We start from the raw sequence: 22770 nt of genomic DNA, 5'->3' as shown, positions 1-22770 counted from the left end.
ACCCACCTCCCCGAAAGACAGACATGAAAAAGGGCGCCTCGTCGAGGCGCCCTTTATGCTTTCTGTATCGAGGCCGCACTACCAGATCTGGATCTGCTTCTCCGGAGGAAGCGTCATCGGATCGCCCGGCTTCACGTTGAACGCATCTGCGAACGCAGGCAGGTTCTCGAGCGTACCGTTGACCCGGAAGGGAGCGTACGGGTGAGGGTCAGTGGTGACCTGCATCCGGGTGTACTCGGGACGCTGCGCTCCCGCCCAGATCTGGGCGAACCCGAGGAAGAAGCGCTGCTCGGGACTGAACCCGTCGATGTTGTCCGGCCGCTGACGCCCCTCCATCGAACGCTCGAAGGCGCGATAGGCGAGCGTGACACCGCCCAGATCGGCCGTCGCCTCTCCGGTCACCAGCTTGCCGTTGATGTGGAGCCCGGGCTCTACCTCGAAGGTGTCGAAGAGCGCCGACACGGCGTCAGTGCGCTGATGGAAGTTGGCCAGGTCGCTGTCAGTCCACCAGTTCTTGAGATTTCCCTCGCCGTCGAACTGCGCTCCCTGATCATCGAAGCCGTGCGTCATCTCATGCCCGATGACCGCACCGATGCCCCCGTAGTTCACGGCGTCATCGGCCGCGAAGTTGAAGAAGGGCGGCTGCAGGATGCCCGCGGGGAACACGATCTCGTTCTGGAGGGGGTTGTAGTAGGCGTTCACCGTCTGTGGCGTCATGTGCCACTCCGTGCGGTCGACCGGCTTGCCGATCTTGGCGAGGTCCTGGGCGAACGCATGGCGGTTGGCGGCCATGACGTTGAGCACGAAGGGCCCCCGATTGATCTCAAGATCGCTGTAGTCCTTCCACTTGTCCGGATAGCCGATCTTTGCGGTGAAGGCGTCCATCTTCTCGATGGCCTTGGTCCGCGTCTCGGGGCTCATCCAAGACAGGTTCTGCAGGCTCTCGCGGAACGCGCCCTTGAGATTGTCGATCATCTCTCCCACGCGGGCCTTGGCCTCGGGCGGGAAGGTCTTCTCGACATAGGCCTTTCCGACGATGTCGCCGATGGCGCCGTCAGCCGCACCCACGACGCGCTTCCAGCGAGGTCGGATGGTGGGCGTGCCGCTGAGAACGGTTCCCTTGAAGTGGAAGTTCTCGTCGACGAACGCCTTCGAGAGATTGCCCGCGCTGGAGTCGATGAGATGCCATCGCAGGTAGGTCTTGAGATCGCCGAGAGGACGCGTGGCCAGCACGCTGTCGAGTGCCTGGAAGAACTCGGGCTGGCCCACGTTGAGCTCCTTCACGTCTGCGATGCCCACGTCAGCCAGGTAGCCGTTCCAGTCGAAGTTCGGGGTGAGGGCGCTCAGCGCCGCGCGATCGGTCTTGTTGTAGTTGGCTTCCGGATCGCGCAGCTGCACGCGGGTGCGGGAATGGGCCGCGAGCTCGGTCTCGAGGGCCATGACGGTCTCGGCATTGACGCGAGCGTCTTCTGGCTTGTCTCCCATGAGCTCGAACGTCTTCGCCATGTGATCGACGTACGCGGCACGAATCGCAGACGACTTCTCATCGGTCTTGAAGTAGTAGTCGCGGTCGGGCAGCCCGAGCCCCGCCTGGTCGACCTCGCCGATGACCTGGGTGTTGTCCTTGGCGTCTTGTGTCGATCCGATGGCAAAGAACGCGTTGACACCGCTGGCGTGCAGATCGGCCACCGCGCGGCGAAGCTCGTCGAGGCTGCTGATCTTGTCGATGGCGTCGAGCGAGGCTTGCAGCGGCGTCAGGCCCGCCGCTTCAATGGCCTGTTCATCCATGCCACTGGCGTAGAAGTCGCCCATCTTCTGGAGGTCGCTGCCCTTGGATGCTGTGAGGGCTGCGGCGGAGGCATCGCGCATGATGTCGTTGCAGATGCGCACGTTGCTCTCGTTGAGCTCGAGGAAGCGCCCCCAGCGAGGCAACTCGGCGGGAATGGGATTCTTGTCGATCCAGCCCCCATTGGCGTAGCGAAAGAAGTTCTCGCTCGGCTTCACGCTCGGGTCGAGGTTCGAGAGATCGAATCCCGCGCTGGTGGGCTTCACATCAGGTGGGGACGATGCGGGCGCAAGCCCCAGCAGGGACGCCGAGGCCGTCGGAACCGCTGTTTCGGCCAGGAGCACGCGAGGCGCGGCCTGGGCCTCAGCTCTGGCTGTCGACGATGCGATGAGGGCCATCGGTGCTTCGGCCGCCTTCTGTGCCACGGGGGCCGGCGCTTCGGAGACAGGCGCAGGCTTCGCCGATGCGGCGGACGCGGCTCGCGCGGGCGCGGGAGACGACACCTGCACCCGATCGCATACCTCGGGAGGAGCGGCGACCGACTCAGAAGGCGTCGCGGCGCGAGAGGACAGTCTGGCGGTCTGGGCGGCGGACGTGGAATCAGGGATCTGCATGCGTCATCTCCATCCGATCATATGAATGGTTTAACTTTTGTTATCACGCGTCCCCCCGTCGAAGACAAGGGGGGAGACCCTACTCTGTGGCGGATGTTCGAAAGCGATATCCCACGCCTGGCTCGTTCACGATGAACGTGGGACGCGACGGATTGGGCTCGAGCTTCTGGCGGAGGTTTGCGATGTGGACGCGGAGCAAGGGCTTGTCTTCGCGGTACTCGTCGCCCCAGACCGCGGCGAGGAGGTTTGCGTGGGTCGCGATGCTGTCGGCGTGCTGGATGAAGTAGTGAAGGAGATCGAACTCCTTCGGGGTGAGACGCACATCACGTCCCTGCACCGTGACCTGCCGAAGGGTGAAGTTCACCTTCAGCCCGTCGAACTCATACACCGACCGCTCTGACTCCACCGCCGCGGCGTGTCGAAAGGCCGTGCGCATGCGCGCAAGAAGCTCGCCCAGGGCAAAGGGCTTGGTGACGTAGTCATCGGCCCCGAGATCGAGCGCCGTGATCTTGTCAGACTCAGCGCTGCGCACCGAGAGAACGATGATGGGCACCTGCGAGTGCTCGCGCAGCCGCTTGCACACCTCGAGACCGTTCATGCCGGGCAGCGACAGGTCGAGGATCACGAGGTCGGGCGGACGCTCGAGCGCCGAATCGAGCGCCTGCTCTCCGCTCTCCACCGAGCGCACCTCATACCCGCGAGGTCGCAGCGCCATCTCGAGAGAGCTGCATATCTCGGCCTCGTCGTCTACGATGAGGACTGATTTGCCTCGACCAGACATGACTTCGCCTCCTTTTTCTCCTCGAGCGGCAGGAAGAAGGTGAAGACCGCACCTCCGCCAGGAGCGTTTGCGGCCGTGATCTCACCGCCGTGGGCCTCCACGATCTCGCGACAGATGGCCAGGCCCATGCCCACCCCGGGGGCTCCGCGCTCACCGCCGCGATGCGCGCGATAGAACTTCTGAAAGATGCGACGCTCTTCCCCCCGGGGGATCCCGGCGCCGTGATCGCGCAGGATGACCTCGACCCGGGCACCGCGGCAGCGGATTCGCAGCAGCAGGGGAGACGCGCCCGGGACATACTTGAAAGCGTTTTCGATGAGGTTCCAGACCACCTGTTCGATCTGCACGCCGTCAAGTGGGACCAGCGGGAGGTCTTCCGGGAGATCGACGATGATACGCGAGGCCTCGCGCTCCGAGAAACGTCCGAGCACGCCGGCCACGATCTCCGAGAAGGGGAAGAGCTCCTTTGCCGGCTTCCACGCGCCGGCCTCGAGGCGCGACATGCTCAGCAGGTTGCTCACGAGACCGTCAAGGCGATCAGCACTGGCAATGATGCGCTCGACCAGGGTCTTTCTGCCCTCTTCGTCCACCGCAACATCCTCGAGCACGATGCCGCTCGCCGCGGCCTTGATCGAGGCGAGCGGCGTTCGCAGGTCATGGGAGACCGACGCAAGGAGCGACGCCTTCAGGCGCTCGGCCTCGAGCCTGGCAAGGGCCTCGACGGCCGAGCGCTCGAGGCGATGGCGATGGAGGGCCATGGCCGCGTGCCCCGCAACAGCGAACATCTGTGGCGTGGGGCTCGCGCCGCGCTGCACATCGCGCACGGTAAGCGCCCCCATCTTCTGACCGCCTACCTGAAGGGGAAGGTGATGCAGCGGCGGCTCGACCCCGTCATCGCGAACCTCCGCGCCCGTCGATACGGCCTGCTGGACGCGTCTGAGCGACGCCTCATCGAGAGGCAGGTCACCCACAACCGGCTTGATCGCGCCGTCGTCCTCGACACTGAGCAGGGTGCACTCCCCTGCTCCGCCGAGGCTGTCGATCAGCACCTTCGCCGCCTCCTGGAGGCGCGTGGTCGCCAGAATCGACAAGGTGAGGCGATAGAGGCTGTCGGTCTCGCGCTCGCGCTCCTCCGCCAGCTGCTTCTGACGGCGCAGCTTGACCGTGATCAGCCCGGTCCACAGCCCGACCGTGCAGAACACGCCAACGGGAACCATCTCGTCGATCTGCAGGTTCCCGAAGCTCTCAGGGCGGAGGAAGAACAGGGTCCAGGTCACCCCCGACATGCCGGCAGCGAAGCAGGCGCTGTCTGCACCGTACCGGTCCGCAACGATGGCGATGACGAGCAGGAAGAAGGTCGCGGCGATGGCGTCCGTGGTCGCCGTGGGGGGAGCCTGAAGCATCGAGCAGGTTCCAAGGGCGATGAACAGGAAGGCCATCACACAAGGTCTGATCGCGTCGAAGAAAGAGCGCAGCACGGCGTGGAGAACATATCCGAAAGAAAGCCCCATTGACAAGAATCGCCCCCCCATGAGCCACCCCATGATGGCGGCCTTGAGCCGCATTCCCCACAACCTTCCCCTGATTGCCGTGGTGGGCCCGACAGCAAGCGGAAAATCAGACTGGGGCATTGACATCGCACGAGCCATTGGCGGCGAGATCATCTCGGCAGACTCTCGTCAGATCTACGCGGGGCTCGACCTCGGCAGCGGTAAGGTCGAGGGACATCTCGACACGGCGCGAGGGCGCGCTGTCGAGTCGCTGGGCGGGCGCTTCGTCGTCGCCCCGTTTGTCTCTCGCGGCATCGACCACTGGATGATCGACATCTCCCCCCCCCACGTCGTCGTCACCATGGCGCAATACCAGGCCCTCGCGCTCGACGCGGTGGCAGATGCGGCCGCTCGCGGACGCGTGCCCGTTCTCGTGGGCGGAACCGGGCTCTACGTGAGCGCGCTGCTCGACGGCCTCGTCGTTCCTGCCGTGCCCCCCGATCCTGTTCTGCGCGCCCGACTGGAAGGCCTCAGCCTCGAGGCCCTCGCCTCAGAGCTGCTGACCCTCGATCCGGACGCAGCCCACACGGTCGACATGCGAAACCCACGCCGCCTGATGCGGGCCATCGAGGTCGTGCGCGAGACGGGCACGGCGGAATCGCTGCGCGCCCGCGTCACGCTGCCGTGGCGAGCCACCGTGCTCGGCCCTCGGGTGGAGCGCGACGACCTTCGCAACCGCATCCACGCGCGCCTCGCAGCGCGGCTGGAGCAGGGCATGGTGGCCGAGGTCGAAGGCCTGCTCGCGCAGGGCGTCACCCACGCGCGCCTCGAGGACCTCGGGCTCGAGTACCGATGGGTGAGCCGCCACCTGCGGGGAGAGCTGTCGAGAGAGCAGATGACTACCGCGCTGGAGCAGGCCATCGTGCTGTTCGCCAAGCGGCAGACCACCTGGTTTCGCAACCATGGGACGGTGACGTGGCTCGACACCGCGAAAGAAGCCGTCGCACGCGCGACTGCGGCTGTGGAGACGCCTCAGCGCTCGCGTCGAGGCGATGCCGACGCCCCGTCGCCGGGCGGGCTGTAGTCGCTGCCAAGGACCCGCGCGTACACATCCGCGTGGGCGGCCTTCATCGCATCGAGCGCAACCGCGCGAATGGACGCGGCTTCCCCGCGAAGCTTCCACGACGATACGATGCGCAGCGCGGGGACGTCAGCGCGACGAGAGAACAGATCGACCATGGCCCGCAACCCCTCGATCCACGCGGGAGAGGGAGCCTGTGTCGACGTGAACAGGTCGCGCGCGGCAAGGCGATCGGCGGTCTCGTCCTTCCCCAGGACGAACAGCGCGCGGTAGAGGCCCAGCCGTCGCTCGACGTTGTTGTCGCGCCCGAGCCACGCCCGGATCTCATTTCCGGCATCGGGGAGGTCGAGACGCGCCAGAGCGAGAGCGGCTCCTGTGCGGAGCTCGTCGAGAAGAAGGGAGCGACGCACGCCCGCCTCCGCCTCGGGAAAAGGATGGCGAACCACCAGCCCGAGGCAGGCGTCGCCCTTGAAGAGCCAGCAGCGATAGCGATCGCCTTCCTGGGGCGGTTCGTGATCATTGGGGTACACGAAGCGCGCCTGACGCGCCGGCAGCGACTTCGTCTCGAGCACCGAGACGATGACCGCGCGTGCTTCCGGCGTCTCGGCCCGGCCTCCCTGGCTGAGCCCAAGAATCACAGGCCGAAGACCGGCGACCGACTCTCCCCCCCAGTCACGCAGCGCCCGAACGAGGAACGGCAGGGCTCTGGCGTCTTCGAGACGGGCCACGATGGCGGCCGAGGTCTCGCGCAGATCCGGGTCGTTCGTCTCGACCTGGTCGAGGGCGAGCGCCTCGGCTCGTGTCGGGTCGAGGCGAACGATGAGGTCGAGCGCCACCGACGCGGGACTGAACATGCGAGATTCGCTCTCGGAGGCCTGTGCCTTGCCGGTCACCAGGGCCACCGCCTGCGCCACAACGGTGACGCGAGACATGAGTGCGAGCTTCTGCGACGCGGCTTTACGCACCGTGGGGTTGACGTCGCCCAGATCAGCGATGAGATCGACGAGCGAGGAGGCCGCCCGCGCTTGCGCCACCACGGCCGCCGCCTCAGGCACGCCCACCGCCGGTCGCGCAAGCGCGGCGACGGTGAGAGCGCCCAGGGCGACAAGGGCGACGATGCGCCTCACTTGACGAAGAGCAGCTCTCGATACGACGGCAACGGCCAGAGATCGGCAGGCACGCTGGCCTCGAGCAGATCGCTTGCCTCACGCACGCGCTGCATGATGGGCAGCACCTTGGTCTTGAGCCACTTGGCGTGCTTGGTGGCATTGTCGTCGTGGTGGCTGTCGGCCTTGCGCAGATCTTCGAGCGCCTCGACGAACGCCTTCACCTGCTTGCCGTACTCCTTGAAGTGCGCACGAGTGGCACTGGCATCACCGTCCACCGCCTCGACCTGCTGGATGTTCTGGGCCAGCTCGGTCTGATAGCGCAGCACCGCAGGGAGAATCAGCTGCCGCCCGATGAGCATCATCGATTCGGCCTCGATCTTGAGCTCCTTGGCATACTTCTCGATGAAGATGTGGCTTCGGCTCTCGACCTCCGACCGGTTGAGCACCTTGTAGCTCTCGAACAGCTCGATGTTGCGCGCGGTGGTGAGCGGCGGGAAGGCCTGCAGGCTGTCCTTGAGGTTGGGCAGACCCCGGCGCTGGGCTTCGGCATGCCACTCCTCGGTATAGTTGTCGCCGTTGAAGACCACGCGCTTGTGCTTGCGGATGAGCTTCTGGAGGATTGGCAGGATGACGTCGCGCAGGCGCTCCTCGGTGACCGGCTTGTCGCCCGCGGCCTTCTCGATCTCGGTGGCGAGGAAGTCGAGTGACTCGGCCACGATGGTGTTGAGCACCGTGTTCGGCCAGGCCACCGACTGCGACGACCCCACCGCGCGGAACTCGAACTTGTTGCCGGTGAAGGCAAACGGCGAGGTGCGGTTGCGATCGCCCGCGTGTCGGGGGAGCGTGGGCAGTGTGCTGGTGCCGAGATCGAGCGTGCCTCCCTTGAGCGTGCTCTTGGGTGCCCCCTTCTCGAGCTGCTCGATGAGGTCGGTGAGCTGATCGCCGAGGAAGATGGAGATGATGGCGGGAGGCGCCTCGTTGGCGCCGAGCCGATGATCGTTGCCAGCGCTGGCCACCGCCATGCGCATGAGATCGCCGTGGAGATCGACCGCGCGGATGACACCGCACAGGAAGACCATGAACTGCAGGTTGGTGTGCGTGTCGTCCTGCGGGTCGAGCAGGTTCACGCCAGTGCTGGTGGCCATCGACCAGTTGTTGTGCTTGCCCGAGCCGTTCACACCGGCGAACGGCTTCTCGTGCAGCAGCGCCTGCAGGCCGTAGCGCGGAGCCACCCGCCGCAACGTCTCCATGACCAGCATCTGATGGTCAGTGGCCACGTTGGTCACCTCGAAGTAGGGCGCAATCTCGTACTGCCCAGGAGCAACCTCGTTGTGGCGGGTCTTCACGGGAACGCCCACGCGGTAGAGCTCGCGCTCGACCTCGGCCATGCAGGCCAGCACGCGCGGAGGGATGGAGCCGAAGTAGTGGTCTTCCATCTGCTGGCCCTTGGGAGGGCGACCGCCGAACAGCGTGCGATCGCACGTCACCAGATCGGGGCGCGCGAAGTAGAGGTTGCGATCGACCAGGAAGTACTCCTGCTCGCAGCCCAGCGTGGTGTGCACGCGGTGCACGCCCTCGGCGGCGCCGAAGAGCTTCAGGATGCGCATGGCATGGTGGCTGAGCACGTCCATCGAGCGCAGCAGCGGCGTCTTGTGGTCGAGCGCCTCGCCCGTCCACGACACGAAGGCGGTGGGGATGACGAGGGTGACGTGGTTCTTGCCACGCACGAGGAAGGCGGGGCTGGTGCAGTCCCACGCGGTATAGCCGCGGGCTTCGAAGGTGGCGCGCAGGCCGCCGCTCGGGAAGCTGGAGGCGTCTGGCTCGCCCTGGGAGAGCTCTGAGCCCGAGAGGGAGAAGTGCATGCCGCCGTGCCCGTCCGGAATGATGAAGGCGTCGTGCTTCTCGGCGGTTGTTCCGGTGAGCGGCTGGAACCAATGCGTGTAGTGGGTGGCGCCGTTCTCGATGGCCCAGTCCTTCATGGCAGAGGCGACGACGTCGGCGATCTGAGGCGTAAGGGGCTCGCCGCGCTCGATGGTGCGCATCAGCGACTTGTACACGTTCTTGGGCAGGCGCTGGCGCATCTCAGCCTCGTTGAACACATCGGCACCGAAGAACTCGTCGACGCGGTCGATGGTGGAGCGCGAGTTCGCGGCGTTCTCGGTCCAGGCGATGGCTGCGGCAATGGCGTTGCCGCGCGTATCGGTCATGGTCATTTCTCAGTCCTCCAGGTTGTGTGAGCGGGCCGCATGGCGCGTGGCCCTGAGCGCGCGTGCTTCGGCAGGGCACCGTCCGTTCCTGCCTCACCTCACCCCTCGATAACCTTACCCACGAACGCAATGCGTTGTCTGGCCTGGAATAAACGACACACGCAAAAAACACTGCAACAGCAACGATATTTTATATACACATCAACAAAACGCTGCAGCCAAGCCAAAAAACACAAAACCGAAATGCGCAATCGCGACCTGTCAGCACTGCACGCACGCCTTCCTCACAGAGCAGCGCCGCAGCGAGCACGGGAAACGACCGGCGCCGCCTCCGCTCAGCACCACGGCATCACGCGAGCACCATCTGGCGGCTTCGGGGGAAGGAGGTTGAGCGCCGCTGGGTGGGAATCATATCGTCAAGCGCGAGCGCACCTCGCGCTGGAACGGGAGACGCAACCCCATCGCATGCTGTGTGACGAGTGCCACAAACGGCCTGTGGTCATGAAGTTCCAGTTCATGAACCAGGGGCAGACCATGGAGCGATCGCTCTGCCAGATCTGTGGGCAGCGATACGGCGGCATGCTCGCGCCCCCGGTTCCGTCCCCAGCGCCTTTTGCGCTCCTGGGCGGCATGCTCGCGCCCGCGCACGGCTCAAGCACGCTTCCCGGGCCCTCGCGATGCGCCCACTGCGGCTACACGTTCCACCAGTTCCAGCACACCAGCATGCTCGGATGCGCCGAGTGCTACAACGCCTTCAGCCCCCAGATGGAGATCATCCTGCGACGCGCCCAGGGCGGCACTGTGCAGCACGCCGGCAAGACCCCCGCGCGAACCGGGACCACGTTCAAGCAGCGCCGCGTCATCGAAGGCCTGCGCGTCGACCTCGATCGGGCCGTGAAAGAGCAGCGCTTCGAAGACGCCGCGCGGCTGCGAGACGAGATTCGCGCACTCGAGAAGGAGCTGACCGATGACGCAGCCCCCCGCTGACACCCCCTCCTCCGAGAGCGAGACGCTGCAAGGCCCGCCTCACACCGAGGAAGAGACCGTGCGCGAGACCGACGCCCCCCCGGAAGCGACGTCCGACGGTCTCCCCACGCTGCGGGTGAGGCGCGTCAGCGCGGGCTGCTCGACCCCTCGAGACGCCGTGCGCTCGCTCGACCTCGACTGGATCCGCGGAAGCGGCCCCCTCGACCACATCGTGATCTCGAGCCGCGTCCGCATCGCGCGCAACCTTGGCGGCCACCGCTTTCCTTCGGTGGCCACCCCCGAGGAGCTGCGCAGCGTGTTCGACAGGGTGGCGGCCATCGTCGAAGGTTCTCCCTGGTTCAACGACTTCTTCACCATCGACATGGCCGCGCTCTCGCCCATCGAGCTGCACACCCTCGTGGAGAAGCATCTCGTGAGCCCCTTGCAGGCGAGCCTCGTAGGCCAGGGAGGACCGGCGCGCGGCGTGGTGCTCGGCCCACGCGGCGTGCTGGGCGTGATGATCAACGAGGAAGACCACCTTCGCCTGCAGTGCCTCCTGCCGGGCCTGAACACCGAGCTCGCGTGGGAGACCGTGAGCGCGCTCGACGACGCTCTCGAGGCCCATCTCGACTTTGCCTACACCGAGCGCCTCGGCTACGTTACCGCGTGCCCGAGCAACATCGGAACGGGGCTGCGGGCTTCGGTCATGCTCCACCTGCCCGCCCTCGCGCTCGTCAACGCCCTCGAGACCATCAAGGCGCAGATCGTGGGACAGGTGGGCCTGGCCGTGCGCGGCATGTATGGTGAGGGCACCGGTGTACAAGGCAACCTGATCCAGATCTCCAACCAGATCTCCCTGGGCCCCCGTGAGGAAGACCTCGCCGCCAAGGTCCGAGGCATCGCCGAGCGCATCGTGGAGCAGGAGCAGAACGCCCGCCAGAAGCTGCGCCGCGAATTCCCGGTCCCGCTCGGGGACAAGGTCTGGCGCGCCCTGGGCATCCTCCGGCATGCACAGGTGGTGAGCGCGAACGAGGCCCTCGAGCTGCTGTCCATGGTGCGCCTGGGGGTCGAGCTGGAAGTGCTCCCCCCGATCAGCCGCGCACGCCTCAACGACCTTCTCGTCAGCATTCGGCCAGCCACCCTGCAGGTTCTCATGGGTGAGGTCTCCGATACGGTGCAGGCCGACATGATGCGGGCGCGAAGGATTCGACAAGAACTGAAAGAAGAAACCTGAAGAGACTCGCGATCCAGGCCGCTCCCAGGGAGCCGCCATCGCCCAACCCTCGCTCTCCATCGAGCACCACAGAACATTTCACAACAGCTCACGTCCAAGGCTCATAAGGAGGCTCGAACACCATGTGGGAACCTTTCACTGAACGGGCAAGACGGTCGATCGTGCTGGCGCAAGAAGAGGCGCAGCGTCTCGGCAACAACTACATCGGCACGGAGCACCTCCTGCTCGGCATCATCAGCGAAGGGGAGAGTGTGGCCGCAAAGGTCCTTGAGAACCTGGGCGTGGGCCTGCAGAAGGTCCGCTCCGAGGTGGAAGCCATCGTCGGCAAGGGCGGACCCACCGCACAGCAGGAGATGGTGTTCACGCCCCGCGCCAAGCGCGTGATCGAGCTCGCCTTCGAAGAAGCGCGCGCGCTGGCGCACAACTACATCGGCACCGAGCACCTGCTCCTCGGACTGGTGCGCGAAGGCGAGGGCGTGGCCGCCCGCGTGCTCTCGAACCTCGGCGTCGACCCCTCGAAGATCCGCGCCGAGATCACCAAGCTGCTTGGCGTCGAGACAGCGGTGGCCCCGCAGAAAGAGCGCACCAAGACCCCGACCCTCGACAGCTACGGCCGCGACCTCACCCAGCTGGCTCGCGACAACAAGCTCGATCCCGTGATCGGCCGCGCCAGCGAGATCGAGCGCGTCATCCAGGTGCTCTCGCGCCGCACCAAGAACAACCCGGCGCTCATCGGTGAGCCTGGCGTCGGCAAGACCGCCATCGTCGAGGGCTTGGCCCAGCGCATCATCCGCGTCGAAGTGCCCGAGCTGCTCGTCGACAAGCGCGTCATCGCCCTCGACCTGGCCGGCCTGGTTGCGGGAACGAAGTACCGCGGCGAGTTCGAAGAGCGCTTGAAGCGGGTCATGGAAGAGATCCGCGCCGCCGCCGGCGAGATCATCCTGTTCGTCGACGAGCTCCACACCATCGTGGGCGCGGGTGCCGCCGAAGGCGCCATCGACGCCTCGAACATCCTCAAGCCGGCGCTGGCCCGCGGCGAGCTGCAGTGCATCGGCGCCACCACCCTCGACGAGTACCGCAAGTACATCGAGAAAGACTCGGCCCTCGAGCGCCGCTTCCAGCCCATCCAGGTGGGTGAGCCCAGCGTCGACGAGACCATCGAGATCCTCAAGGGGCTGCGTGACCGCTACGAGGCGCACCACAAGGTGCGCATCACCGACGAGGCGCTCGATGCCGCGGCGCGGCTCTCCGACCGCTACATCAGCAACCGCTTCCTCCCCGACAAGGCCATCGACGTGATGGACGAGGCGGCGTCACGCGTTCGCCTGCAAGCCACCCTCCCGCCGCCCGAGCTGCGCGAGGTCGAAGGCGAGCTGCGACGCATCCGCCAGGAGAAAGAGGCCGTCATCAAGGCGCAGGAGTACGAGAAGGCGGCACAGTTCCGCGAGCGCGAGGAGAAGATCCGCAAGCGCAAGGACGAGCTCGACAAGGACTGGCAAGAGAAGAAGAGCAACAAGGGCAACCGCACCAACACGGTGACCGACGTCGACATCGCCAACATCGTGTCGACCTGGACCAAGATTCCCGTGCAGAAGCTGGCCGAGGCAGAGACCGAGAAGCTGCTCAAGATGGAGGACTCCCTCCACGAGCGCGTCATCGGTCAAGACGAAGCCATCAAGGTGCTCGCCAAGTCCATCCGCCGCGCCCGCGCGGGTCTCAAGAACCCGAAGCGCCCCATCGGCAGCTTCCTGTTCCTGGGCCCGACCGGCGTCGGCAAGACCGAGCTGGCCAGAGCCCTGGCCGACTTCCTCTTCGATGACGAAGACGCCATGGTGCGCATCGACATGTCCGAGTACATGGAGAAGTTCGCCGTGTCGCGCCTCGTTGGCGCCCCTCCAGGGTACGTGGGCTTCGAGGAGGGCGGCCAGCTCACCGAGGCCGTGCGCCGCAAGCCGTACTCGGTGGTTCTCCTCGACGAGATCGAGAAGGCCCACCCGGACGTCTTCAACCTCCTGCTGCAGGTGCTCGAAGACGGTCGCCTCACCGACAGCCAGGGTCGCCAGGTCGACTTCAAGAACGCGGTCATCGTGATGACGTCGAACATCGGTGTCACCATGACGGGCGTCGAGGGCGACCTTGGCCTGCGCAAGGGCCGCGACGAAGGCCCTGACAGCGTGAAGTACGAGCGCATGAAGAAGAAGATCCTCGAAGAGGTGAAGAAGGTCTTCAAGCCGGAGTTCATCAACCGCCTCGACGAGACCCTCGTCTTCCACCCGCTCTCGAACGAAGAGATCAAGCGCATCGTCGACCTGATGCTCTCCTCGGTCGAGAAAGAGGTCAAGGCGCAGGGCCGCAACATGAACGTGCTCGAGGCCGCCAAGGACGTGCTCGCCAAGGAGGGCTTCGACCCGGTGTACGGTGCAAGACCGCTGCGCCGCGCGATCCAGCGCATGGTCGAAGACCCGATGGCCGAAGAGCTCATTCGCGGTAACTTCGAGGAAGGCGACACCATCGTGGTGGGCGCCGACGGCGACAAGCTCACGTTCGTGCGCAAGAAGGCCGAGGAGATCGAAGAGAAGGAGCCCGCGGGCGCGAAGTAGCGCCTGTCGCACCCCACAGGGCGGGGCCCGAGTGCGCGAGCGTTCGGGCCCCGTTGCTTTGTCTCGTTCTCCTGATGAAGAGCGAGGCGGCACACAAGAAAGCGAGGGCGATTCGTGGCGAAGCCCAGAACCCGCTACGTCTGCCAGCAGTGCGGCGCGGTCTCGGTGAAGTGGCAAGGCCGCTGCACCGAGTGCGGCGCCTGGAGCTCACTGGCAGAAGAGATCGCCCCGTCGGGGCGCTCTGGTGCCTCGCTGTCACCGAACAGCGGCGGTCAGAAGGCCGTGCGACTCAGCAACGTCGCGCTCGAGAGCCATTCCCGCTTCCGCAGCGGCGTGGGGGAGTTCGACCGCGTTGCCGGGGGAGGGATCGTGCCGGGCTCCCTGATCCTGGTCGGCGGCCCCCCTGGCATCGGCAAATCGACCCTGCTGCTGCAGATCGCGGAAGGCGTGGGCCGCGCCGGACACGAGGTGCTCTACGTGAGCGGCGAGGAGTCGCTGGCGCAGGTTCGCATGCGCGCCGAGCGCCTCGGCGTCGAGACAGATCGCCTGCGCCTCCTTGCCGAGATCGAGCTCGAGGCCGTGCGCGCCAGCGTGAGCGAGCACGCGCCACGCCTCGTGCTGATCGACTCGATCCAGACAATGTTCACGAGCACCATCGAGTCCGCCCCAGGGAGCGTGTCTCAGGTGCGTGAGTGCACGGCCGCGCTCATGCGCGTTGCCAAGGGAAGCGCCGTCACCTTCGTCATCGTGGGTCACGTCACAAAAGAAGGCTCGCTGGCGGGTCCCCGGGTCATGGAGCACCTCGTCGATACCGTGCTCTACTTCGAAGGTGACCGCCTGCAGAGCTATCGCATCTTGAAGGCGGTGAAGAACCGCTTCGGTTCGACAAGCGAGGTCGGGCTGTTCGAGATGCAGGGCCAGGGCCTTGTCGACGTGCCGAACGCATCAGAGTTCTTCCTCTCCCAGCGGGTCAGCGATGCCCCTGGGTCGTGCGTGGTCCCCGTGGTGGAAGGCACCCGCGCCCTGCTCGTTGAGGTTCAGGCCCTCTGCAACAAAGCCGCGTTCGGAACCCCCGCAAGGCGCGCCACGGGCATCGAGAGCAATCGCCTCGTGATGCTGCTGGCCGTCATGGAGAAGCACGGCCGCCTACGCCTCTCAGAGTCCGACGTTTTCGTCAACGTCGCCGGCGGCATGGAGGTCGACGAGCCGGCAGCTGATCTCGGGGTGGTCGCGGCCATCGCCTCCACCTCCACCGACCGGCCAATAAGGCAAGGGTTTGCCGTCATCGGGGAGATCGGCCTGGGGGGAGAGATACGCGCCGTGCCCCACGCCCAGCAGAGAGTCACCGAATGCGCGCGCATGGGGGTGCGCGACCTCGTCCTTCCCGCCTCGAACCTGAAGGCTCGTCTGCACGACACCGGCGAGATGCGACTGCACGGGGTGCAGACTGTCCGTGAAGCCCTCCGTGCCTGCCTGACCCCGCCGAAGCCACGGGAACAAGATGGCGCGCGCGCGCACCGCACAGGCATCCAGGATTCCCAACCCCAGAGCGACGAAGATGGTTCGATGATTGACACGTGAGCGCGAAGACGACGCCCACACCCCCTGCCCCCTGTCATCGACGAAAGTGAACGCCTCTCCGAGTCTGATGTCACGGCGGGGAACGAGACGACAGGGCGCCGGAATCAGGCGGAGAGGAGGATGAGACCGCGTGGGCAATGCCGTGCGAGCAATTCTCAGCGTCATCCTCGCCACCTTCGGCGGTCTCCTGGGCTGGAGCGCCGCGCAGGCGACCAGCGATTTCTACGGCGGACTGACGCCTCCGGCGCGGCTTCTCAACAGCTTTGCACTCATCTGCCTGGGCATTCTGCTCGGGCTCGCTGTCGCACCCGTTGTCTCGCGATGGCTTCTCCGGGTCATCGGCGTTGTCTCGATACGCCTCGAGCAGCTCTCGCTGCAGCAGATCGTGCTCGGCGCGGTGGGCCTGGTGTTCGGGCTCGTGGTCGCCTTCTTCACCAGCCTGCTCATCACGAGCCTCTCCTTGCAGCGAATCCCCTATCTGGGCCCGCTGCTCGCGCCGCTCCTGGTCATCGTGTTCACGGTGTTCTGGGCGGGGCTCGGCGGCTTCTTCGGTGTGCGGGTCGGCGTTACCCACGCCATGAGCACGTTGATGCCGCCACGCAACAGCCTCATCTCACTGGCGCAGCCCGGCCTGCCGAAGCTGCTCGACACGAGTGTCATCATCGACGGTCGCATCATTGATATCGCACGCGCCGGCTTTCTGGAAGGCGCTCTCCTCGTCCCCCGCTTCGTGCTCGAAGAGCTTCAGCAGGTGGCAGACGCCTCCGATTCTCGAAAACGCGCGCGTGGCCGACGCGGACTCGGGCTGCTCGAGACCCTGCAACGTGACTACAACGCCCAGATCCTCGACAAGGACGTGCCAGACGTGAGCGGCGTCGATTCGAAGCTGGTTCGACTTGCCCAGGAAGGAGGGCTGACGCTGGTCACCACCGATTTCAATCTCAACCGCGTGGCCGGCCTGCAAGGCGTGAAGGTGCTCAACATCAACGAGCTGGCCAACGCCGTGAAGCCCGTCGCCCTTGCTGGAGAGACCATGGCGGTGCAGCTCGTGAAGGAAGGCAAGGAGTCGGGGCAAGGGGTGGGCTACCTCGATGACGGCACGATGGTCGTCGTCGAGGAGGGCCGCCGCCATCTCGGCAGCCAGGTCACGGTAGAGGTGACAAGCGTTCTCCAGACCCATGCGGGCAAGATGGTCTTCGCTCGGCTACGGCCCGTGGCCGGAGGCAGCTCTTCGTGACGACCCTCCTCGTCATCGTCGTCGCCGCCGGACGAAGTCGCCGCATGGCCGCGGCCGGCACGTCGACAAACAAGCTGCTCCTCGAAGCCGGCGGACGCACCGTGCTCGCACACACGCTGGGTGCCTTTGAGAGCCACCCGCGCGTTGCGCGCATCTACATCACCGCGTCAGAAGACGACCTGGAGACCTACCACGCCCTGATCGTCGCCGAGGGTCTGACCAAGGTGGCCGCCGTGATTCTCGGGGGGCGCGAGCGCCAGGAGTCGGTGCATCTCGCTCTGCGTCACGTCGCGACGCATGACAAGGACGCGGCGGGCGATCCTCTGGTGGCGATCCACGACGGGGCCAGACCGCTCATCACCGCGGAACGGCTCAGCGCGGTGTTCGACGCCGCCGACGCAGAAGCGCTCACGAGTGGAGGCGGGGCGCTGCTCTGCGTGCCCGCGAAGGAGACGCTGAAGCGCGTTTCCGGAGACGTCGTGCTCGAGACCGTCCCGCGCGAGCAGATGATGGTGGCCCAGACGCCGCAGGTCTTCCCGCTGAAGACCCTTCTCTCAGCCCACGCCACCGCCGAGGGAGCAGGGTTCAGCGCCACCGATGACGCCATGCTCGTCGAGTACGCGGGCAAACCTGTTCGGGTCGTGCTCGGCGACTACGAGAACCTGAAGATCACGACGCCGGAAGATCTGGTGATGCTCGAGGGAATCCTGGCGAGGCGTGAAGCGCGCTGATGGATGACCGCGAGATGTGGGAGCGGCTGCGCGAGAAGCGCAGCCAGAAGGAGAGAGAGAGCGGCCTGCTCGGACGCTCAAGCCCCTCGCGACCCGCCAGTAGCGCATCCCCCTCGTCAGAGGCAGCCAACGGCGATTCTGCAGATGACCCGAAGCAGAAGCTGCGCGATGCCCTCGACGCCTTCCGCAAGCAGCAGGAGGCGTCACGCCCAGGCGCTCGTCCCGCGGTAGACGGGCCTCCCGGCCCCGAAGACGACCCCTCGCTCGATGGGGCACCCCTGCCCCCCCTGAAGAGCAAGAAAGAGATCCAGGAAGCCCTCGAATACCTCGATGAGGTGCTCGAAGACTACGGTCGCTTTGTCATGAACATCGGCGAGAACGGGGTCGCCGCCCCCATGGTGCTGTACTATCGCGACGAGGTGCAAGACCTGCTCGATGAGCTGACCACCGCGGGCACGGAGATCTCCGCGCACTGGCTGCGCACCGTCGAGCTCGATGACGAGGTGAGACGGCGTGCCCAGGCCCTCGTCGACGAGATCGGCTGGGCGAACTTCAAGCAGTACCAGATCATCAATGACCCACCGCGACAGAACTGGTGGTGGTATCTGAACCGGGAGACCCGGGCGCCTGCTCCGCCGCCCCCGTTCTGGCAGTTCTGGAAGCAGTAGCCCACATCCGGGTGAAACGCCCGGGCAGGATTTGCAGTGCGGGCAGATCGAACGCATCGCTTGTAGCGTGTGGCCAGCGCCGCACGTCACTTCTTGCCGGAGGACCACTGCGATGTCATTCACACGCCGCGATTTCGACATGCTTCGCGATCGCATCTCGCGCCTGGAGTCTCAGGTTCGCGCTCTCGAGGAGAAGCAGAAGATCATGGAGAGCCGGTACAAGGGAGAGAGCCTGCTGCGCATCATTCACGAAGCCGAGGAGAACGAGCGGCTCAAGAAGGAGCGCGAACCCCTGGTTTGATCGGAAATCGCTCCAAGGGTTCCGGCGCGCTATAGTTGCGCCTGGTAGAGCCGATCCATAAGAAGCCCGAGAACCATGCCCCACGTGGTGCCCACCGCCATGACGCACGCCACGAGAATGGCCTGAAGGGCGTAGGCGATGAGCATGAAACCGCAGAACATGCCCAGGGCGCTGATCACGAGAACCTCCACAAAGGAGGGAAGGCATCGCTCACGCAGCAGCTCGCGCAGACCGTCGTAGACGGGGGCGATGTACGCGCCAAAGACCGTTGACGGCACCTGGGTGATCAAAACCGGGCTCTCGATACGCATGCTGCTTCCTTTCTATGATGTCATGGTACGAAAACCGGGGGCTGATGACAACCGCGGCCTTGTAAACGAATTGTGAACCCACCCCGATCGTGTTGCCGATGTGTTTCCGTATCGTAACAATCCGGCGCTGCTGGCAGGGCATTGCGGAACAGCAACAGCAACGAAGCTCGAACGTATCCCCGACGAAACGGAGGTCGTGCCATGCACCGACTGCTACTCTTGTTCGCGCTGGTAAGTGCCCTCTGCCTGGGCTCGACGGCATTCGCCCAGGATGGCGCGCCGCTCGAGGAAACTCCTCGTGCTGACGCACGCGGCGACTGGGCGAGAAACGTGGGGTACGTCACGGGGAGGGTTCCTGCGAGAACCCTGATGCCCGGGTCGCTCTGGCGGGTGGTGAGCCGGAGCGCGGAAGGGCGATCCCGCCCAGGAGGAGGGAGTGTTGTGCGAACGTTTGCCAAAGGGTCGATCATACAGGCCGATGTCGGCCGAGGGGGCGCAGACGAGGTCTTCATCAATGCGCGAGATGCCGGAGGAAGACCCTGGATGCGGGTGCGCGCCGCAAGCGGTGAAGCCCTCGGATGCTATGTGCGGGCCAACAAGACGTTGATCCGGCCGGTGCGCACCAACGAGGCGAACGCTCCGCCGACGACCCACTGAAGACCAACGCGTCATCCGGTTGCGCCATCGTGAAGCGCGCGTGTCGTGATGTTCATATCTTCGCTACCACTCCGGGTCTCGAGATCTGCTACGCTCTGCGCAAGACCTCGAATTGCAGAAAGGGTAGAAGACCATGACAGACCTTCGCGTCGGAACCTCTCCCGCCGTTCCCCGTTTCTCGGCAACGACTGCATCGGCCAACCGACCTGCCGGGCTCGCCCCGAATCAAGACTCGGTTCGCCTCGGGGCCCACGGGTCAGGCTGCGCCTGCTGCGTCCCTGCCCGTCCCAAGTCGCACCCCGCCGGATGTCCCTGCTGCACCACCGTCAAGGCAGACAAGCACCCCGCCGGATGTCCCTGCTGCACGGTATCCGGACCGCTCTTCCTGGAGCACTGACAGCTGACCCACTTCCTCTGAGAAGAGACGTGTCAGGCCTGTCCTGATCCAGACGCCCCTCCTGCTGTGCGGGAGGGGCGTTTTCGCTCTCGTGTGGGCTTCCGCGACCTCTGCCTGGCACTGGAGGGAATAAAAGGTGGCTGGGGAAGCCCCTGGCCATGACGAACGAGAAGCGCTCCATCCCCGTCTCTGACGGCACTCTCATGGAAGCCCACGTGGCCTACCCCGCCCCCGCAGATGCCAGAGGGGGAGCGATCCTCGTGATCCAGGAGGTGTTCGGCGTGAATTCCCACATCAGGGACGTCACCGACCGATTTGCCCAAGAAGGCTACCTCGCCCTCGCCCCCGACCTCTTCCACCGCACGGCGCCCTGGTTCCAGGGGCAGTACGACGACCTCGACGGCGCACGCAAGCACGCCTTTGCAACGACGCCAGAGGGCATGGCCGCAGACCTCTCGGCCGCGCACCAATGGCTCAACGAGAACTGCCCCACGCATCGCGTCGCCGCGGTTGGTTTCTGCTTCGGCGGGCTTCTCTCCGTGGTGGCCAACGCCCAGCTTCCCCTCGCGTGCGCGGTGTCATACTACGGCAGCACAGCCTACCTGGGGAAATTTGCTGGCGACGACTTTGCCACCCGGGTTCACGGCCCCCAGCTCTTCTTCTGGGGCGGGCTCGACAGGTTCATCGACCTCGACGCGCGGGCGCTTGCCACAGAGCCACTCCGAAGAGCGGGCAAGCCGTTCGTGAGCGTCGAGTTCTCAGACGCCGACCACGGGTTCAACTGCGACGCCCGCGCCAGCTACAATCAGGAAGCGGCTGTGCAAGCCTGGAACATGACCCTTGGCTTCCTTCGCCAGCACCTGGGCTGAGCTCGACGCCGGAGTCACAGGGGGGCAGAGCGCGCGGCGGGAGTGTGCGCGACAGAGGAGAAACCACTTCACTGTGGAGACGGCACATTGAGAACCAGTCTGTTCGAGATCTTCAAGGTCGGCATCGGGCCTTCGAGTTCCCATACCACGGGTCCGATGCGCGCCGCGCATCACTTCGTCGAGATGCTGGCAGACCAGGGGCTGCTGAACCGCGTGGCGCGGCTCGAAACGCACCTGTACGGGTCGCTGGGCCTGACCGGCGCAGGACACGGCACGGGTCGCGCGGTCGTGCTGGGGCTCTCCGGTCACGCTCCTGAGAAGGTCGATCCCGACGCAGTCGAGCCCCTGATGGCCGAGATCGCTGCCCAGAAGACCCTTCTGCTACACGGCAGCCACCCCGTGCCCTTTGAGCATGATCGTCACATCCACTATCACAAGCGCGAGCGCATGCCCCTCCATCCAAACGGCATGCGCCTCGACGCCCTTGACGCGACGGGCACCCCTCTCCTCTCCCAGGGCTACTACTCGGTGGGCGGTGGCGCCATCGTGCGCGAAGGCGAAGACAGATCCGCGTCCTCGTTCCCCTCGGTCCCCTACCCGTTCCAGAACGCCGCGGCACTGGTCGAAATCGCCAACCGAAACCAGCTTCAGATCTGGGAGGTGGGACTCGAGAACGAGAAGGCACTGCATTCCCTCGACGAGATCCACACCTGGCTGCGCCGGATCTGGCAGGTCATGCAGGATTGCGTGAGACGCGGGCTGCGCACCGAAGGCGAGCTCCCGGGCGGCCTGCACGTGATGCGACGCGCGCCGAACATGGAGCGCCACGTCGAATGCGGCCCGTACCTCGACACCCTCGAAGCCCTCGACTGGGTGAACGCCTGCGCCCTCGCGGTGAGCGAGCAGAACGCGGCCGGCGCGCAGGTCGTGACCGCGCCGACGAATGGCGCCGCGGGAGTCATCCCCGCCGTGGCGCACTACTACATGCGCTACGTGCCCGGCGCAGACGAGGCCGGGCTCTTTCGATACTTTCTCACCGCCGCGGTGATCGGAACCATCTACAAGGAGAACGCCTCCATCTCTGGCGCGGAGGTGGGCTGTCAGGGCGAGGTGGGCGTGGCCTGCTCGATGGCCGCCGCAGGCCTGACCGCCGCACAGGGCGGTGACAACCACCACGTCGAGAAGGCCGCCGAGATCGGAATGGAGCACAACCTCGGGCTCACGTGCGATCCAGTGGGCGGGCTTGTTCAGATCCCCTGCATCGAGCGCAACGCCATGGGCGCGGTGAAGGCCCTCAACGCGTGCCGCATCGCCCTCCAGGAAAGCGGAAAGCACCGCGTCTCGCTCGACCAGGTCATCGAGACGATGCTCGAGACCGGGCGTGACATGCAGCGACGCTACAAGGAGACCTCCCTCGGAGGGCTGGCCGTGCACGTGAAGCAATGCTGAATCCACCTCCCCCCGATCAACGCGAGATCGAGCGCAAGAAGCGCAGCGTCGCAACCCTTTCGGTGATATCGAACTCCACGCTCGTGATCGCAAAGCTCGCAGTGGGCATCTTCATCGGTTCGGTGGCGGTCGTGTCTGAAGCCGTGCACTCCGGTGTCGACCTCATCGCCTCGTTCATTGCGCTTGCGGCCGTCCGCTACGCCCACGCTCCCGCAGATGAGCGTCACCCCTACGGGTATGGCAAGGTAGAGAACGTGAGCGGTGTGGCTGAAGCGCTGCTCATCTTCCTCGGTGCCGGCTGGATCATGTTCGAATCGCTGCACAAGCTCATGCAGCCTGAGCCCATCGAGTCGCCATTCCTGGGAATCGTGGTCATGGCGGTCTCCGCCGCGGCCAACCTCGCGGTATCGAGCAAGCTCTTCAAGATCGCGCAGGAGACCGATTCTGTCGCCCTGCGCGCGGATGCCTGGCATCTTCGCACAGATGTCTACACCTCCGCGGGGGTCATGGCTGGCCTTGGCGTCATCACCGTCGGAAAGAACCTCTGGCCCACCGTCTCGCTGAGCTGGGTCGACCCGGTTGCCGCGCTCGCCGTGGCCACACTGATCGTGAAAGCCGCCTGGGATCTCACCGCGGAAGCAGGGCGTGATCTGCTCGACGCCCGACTTGCGACCGACGACGAGCAGATCGTGCACGATCTG

General features: G+C 65.5%; 19 protein-coding genes. 13 read left to right on the top strand and 6 right to left on the bottom strand.

Features of this window, described 5'->3' with window-relative positions; all coding sequences use genetic code 11:
- Positions 1-78: 78 nt before the first annotated feature.
- The 3 genes from EB084_00095 to EB084_00085 all read right to left on the bottom strand — a co-directional run bounded on the left by EB084_00095 (position 79) and on the right by EB084_00085 (position 4845).
- Positions 79-2400: a M13 family peptidase gene (locus EB084_00095; protein ID NDD26654.1), complete on the bottom strand. Its 2322-nt coding sequence runs from the start codon at positions 2398-2400 to the stop codon at positions 79-81.
- A gap of 79 nt (positions 2401-2479) precedes the next feature.
- A complete protein-coding gene (locus tag EB084_00090) occupies positions 2480-3181 on the bottom strand; it encodes a DNA-binding response regulator (GenBank protein ID NDD26653.1) in 702 nt (233 codons plus the stop codon).
- Entirely contained in the window at positions 3148-4845 is a 1698-nt protein-coding gene (locus tag EB084_00085; protein NDD26652.1) for a DUF4118 domain-containing protein, read from the bottom strand. Before EB084_00085 ends, EB084_00090 begins: the two co-directional genes overlap by 34 nt.
- Here EB084_00085 and EB084_00080 point away from each other — a divergent pair.
- Positions 4604-5755, top strand: coding sequence for a tRNA dimethylallyltransferase (locus tag EB084_00080; protein ID NDD26651.1), 1152 nt, complete (start codon positions 4604-4606; stop codon positions 5753-5755). The two genes, EB084_00085 and EB084_00080, sit on opposite strands and share 242 nt — an antisense overlap.
- Here EB084_00080 and EB084_00075 read toward each other — a convergent pair.
- Both EB084_00075 and EB084_00070 read right to left on the bottom strand, forming a co-directional pair.
- Positions 5704-6879 carry a hypothetical protein gene (locus EB084_00075; protein ID NDD26650.1) on the bottom strand — a complete coding sequence of 392 codons (1176 nt, stop codon included), beginning with the start codon at positions 6877-6879 and terminating at the stop codon, positions 5704-5706. The two genes, EB084_00080 and EB084_00075, sit on opposite strands and share 52 nt — an antisense overlap.
- On the bottom strand, positions 6876-9074 hold the full coding sequence (locus EB084_00070) for a glutamine synthetase type III (GenBank protein ID NDD26649.1): 2199 nt from the start codon (positions 9072-9074) through the stop codon (positions 6876-6878). The genes EB084_00075 and EB084_00070 overlap by 4 nt, the downstream gene beginning before the upstream one ends.
- Positions 9075-9107: 33 nt before the next feature.
- Here EB084_00070 and EB084_00065 point away from each other — a divergent pair, with 33 nt between their 5' ends.
- From EB084_00065 to EB084_00030, 8 genes are all read left to right on the top strand, one after another.
- Positions 9108-10055: a hypothetical protein gene (locus EB084_00065; GenBank protein NDD26648.1), complete on the top strand. Its 948-nt coding sequence runs from the start codon at positions 9108-9110 to the stop codon at positions 10053-10055.
- A complete protein-coding gene (locus EB084_00060; protein NDD26647.1) occupies positions 10036-11268 on the top strand; it encodes an ATP--guanido phosphotransferase in 1233 nt (410 codons plus the stop codon). The genes EB084_00065 and EB084_00060 overlap by 20 nt, the downstream gene beginning before the upstream one ends.
- Positions 11269-11390: 122 nt before the next feature.
- Positions 11391-13868, top strand: a complete 2478-nt coding sequence (locus EB084_00055; GenBank protein ID NDD26646.1) for an ATP-dependent Clp protease ATP-binding subunit — start codon at positions 11391-11393, stop codon at positions 13866-13868.
- A gap of 114 nt (positions 13869-13982) precedes the next feature.
- Entirely contained in the window at positions 13983-15449 is a 1467-nt protein-coding gene (gene radA / locus EB084_00050; protein ID NDD26645.1) for a DNA repair protein RadA, read from the top strand.
- A 577-nt stretch (positions 15450-16026) separates the two neighbouring features.
- Positions 16027-16686, top strand: a complete 660-nt coding sequence (locus tag EB084_00045; GenBank protein ID NDD26644.1) for a TRAM domain-containing protein — start codon at positions 16027-16029, stop codon at positions 16684-16686.
- Positions 16683-17417: a 2-C-methyl-D-erythritol 4-phosphate cytidylyltransferase gene (gene ispD, locus EB084_00040; GenBank protein NDD26643.1), complete on the top strand. Its 735-nt coding sequence runs from the start codon at positions 16683-16685 to the stop codon at positions 17415-17417. Before EB084_00045 ends, ispD begins: the two co-directional genes overlap by 4 nt.
- The gene (locus tag EB084_00035) at positions 17417-18085 is read left to right on the top strand and encodes a hypothetical protein (protein ID NDD26642.1); all 669 of its coding nucleotides are present in this window, start codon (positions 17417-17419) and stop codon (positions 18083-18085) included. Before ispD ends, EB084_00035 begins: the two co-directional genes overlap by 1 nt.
- A 112-nt stretch (positions 18086-18197) precedes the next feature.
- Positions 18198-18386 carry a hypothetical protein gene (locus EB084_00030; protein ID NDD26641.1) on the top strand — a complete coding sequence of 63 codons (189 nt, stop codon included), beginning with the start codon at positions 18198-18200 and terminating at the stop codon, positions 18384-18386.
- A gap of 29 nt (positions 18387-18415) precedes the next feature.
- On the opposite strand, the gene EB084_00025 is transcribed toward EB084_00030, so the two are convergent.
- A complete protein-coding gene (locus EB084_00025; protein ID NDD26640.1) occupies positions 18416-18697 on the bottom strand; it encodes a hypothetical protein in 282 nt (93 codons plus the stop codon).
- Positions 18698-19138: 441 nt separating this feature from the next.
- Here EB084_00025 and EB084_00020 point away from each other — a divergent pair, with 441 nt between their 5' ends.
- From EB084_00020 to EB084_00005, 4 genes are all read left to right on the top strand, one after another.
- Positions 19139-19354, top strand: coding sequence for a hypothetical protein (locus EB084_00020; protein NDD26639.1), 216 nt, complete (start codon positions 19139-19141; stop codon positions 19352-19354).
- Positions 19355-19909: 555 nt separating this feature from the next.
- Positions 19910-20620 (top strand): dienelactone hydrolase family protein, encoded by a 711-nt coding sequence (locus EB084_00015; GenBank protein ID NDD26638.1) that lies wholly within the window; start codon positions 19910-19912, stop codon positions 20618-20620.
- An 87-nt stretch (positions 20621-20707) separates the two neighbouring features.
- Complete coding sequence (locus tag EB084_00010) at positions 20708-22069, top strand: L-serine ammonia-lyase (GenBank protein ID NDD26637.1); 1362 nt, start codon at positions 20708-20710, stop codon at positions 22067-22069.
- Positions 22063-22770 (top strand): cation transporter (locus EB084_00005; protein NDD26636.1); only part of this gene is annotated, 708 nt, incomplete at its 3' end. The genes EB084_00010 and EB084_00005, both read left to right, overlap by 7 nt.

It is taken from the genome of Pseudomonadota bacterium, assembly GCA_010028905.1.
Classification (GTDB): domain Bacteria; phylum Vulcanimicrobiota; class Xenobia; order RGZZ01; family RGZZ01; genus RGZZ01.
The sequence above is the reverse complement of the archived record's forward strand: the minus strand, read 5'-3'. Positions and strand labels throughout refer to the sequence as shown.

Coding starts and splice junctions, on each gene's coding strand:
- EB084_00095 (NDD26654.1), bottom strand. CDS start 2,400: ATGCAGATCCCTGATTCCACGTCCGCCGCCCAGACCGCCAGACTGTCC.
- EB084_00090 (NDD26653.1), bottom strand. CDS start 3,181: ATGTCTGGTCGAGGCAAATCAGTCCTCATCGTAGACGACGAGGCCGAG.
- EB084_00080 (NDD26651.1), top strand. CDS start 4,604: ATGAACAGGAAGGCCATCACACAAGGTCTGATCGCGTCGAAGAAAGAG.
- EB084_00085 (NDD26652.1), bottom strand. CDS start 4,845: ATGATCTCGCCGCCAATGGCTCGTGCGATGTCAATGCCCCAGTCTGAT.
- EB084_00070 (NDD26649.1), bottom strand. CDS start 9,074: ATGACCATGACCGATACGCGCGGCAACGCCATTGCCGCAGCCATCGCC.
- EB084_00065 (NDD26648.1), top strand. CDS start 9,108: ATGGCGCGTGGCCCTGAGCGCGCGTGCTTCGGCAGGGCACCGTCCGTT.
- EB084_00060 (NDD26647.1), top strand. CDS start 10,036: ATGACGCAGCCCCCCGCTGACACCCCCTCCTCCGAGAGCGAGACGCTG.
- EB084_00055 (NDD26646.1), top strand. CDS start 11,391: ATGTGGGAACCTTTCACTGAACGGGCAAGACGGTCGATCGTGCTGGCG.
- EB084_00045 (NDD26644.1), top strand. CDS start 16,027: ATGAGCACGTTGATGCCGCCACGCAACAGCCTCATCTCACTGGCGCAG.
- EB084_00035 (NDD26642.1), top strand. CDS start 17,417: ATGGATGACCGCGAGATGTGGGAGCGGCTGCGCGAGAAGCGCAGCCAG.
- EB084_00030 (NDD26641.1), top strand. CDS start 18,198: ATGTCATTCACACGCCGCGATTTCGACATGCTTCGCGATCGCATCTCG.
- EB084_00025 (NDD26640.1), bottom strand. CDS start 18,697: ATGCGTATCGAGAGCCCGGTTTTGATCACCCAGGTGCCGTCAACGGTC.
- EB084_00015 (NDD26638.1), top strand. CDS start 19,910: ATGACGAACGAGAAGCGCTCCATCCCCGTCTCTGACGGCACTCTCATG.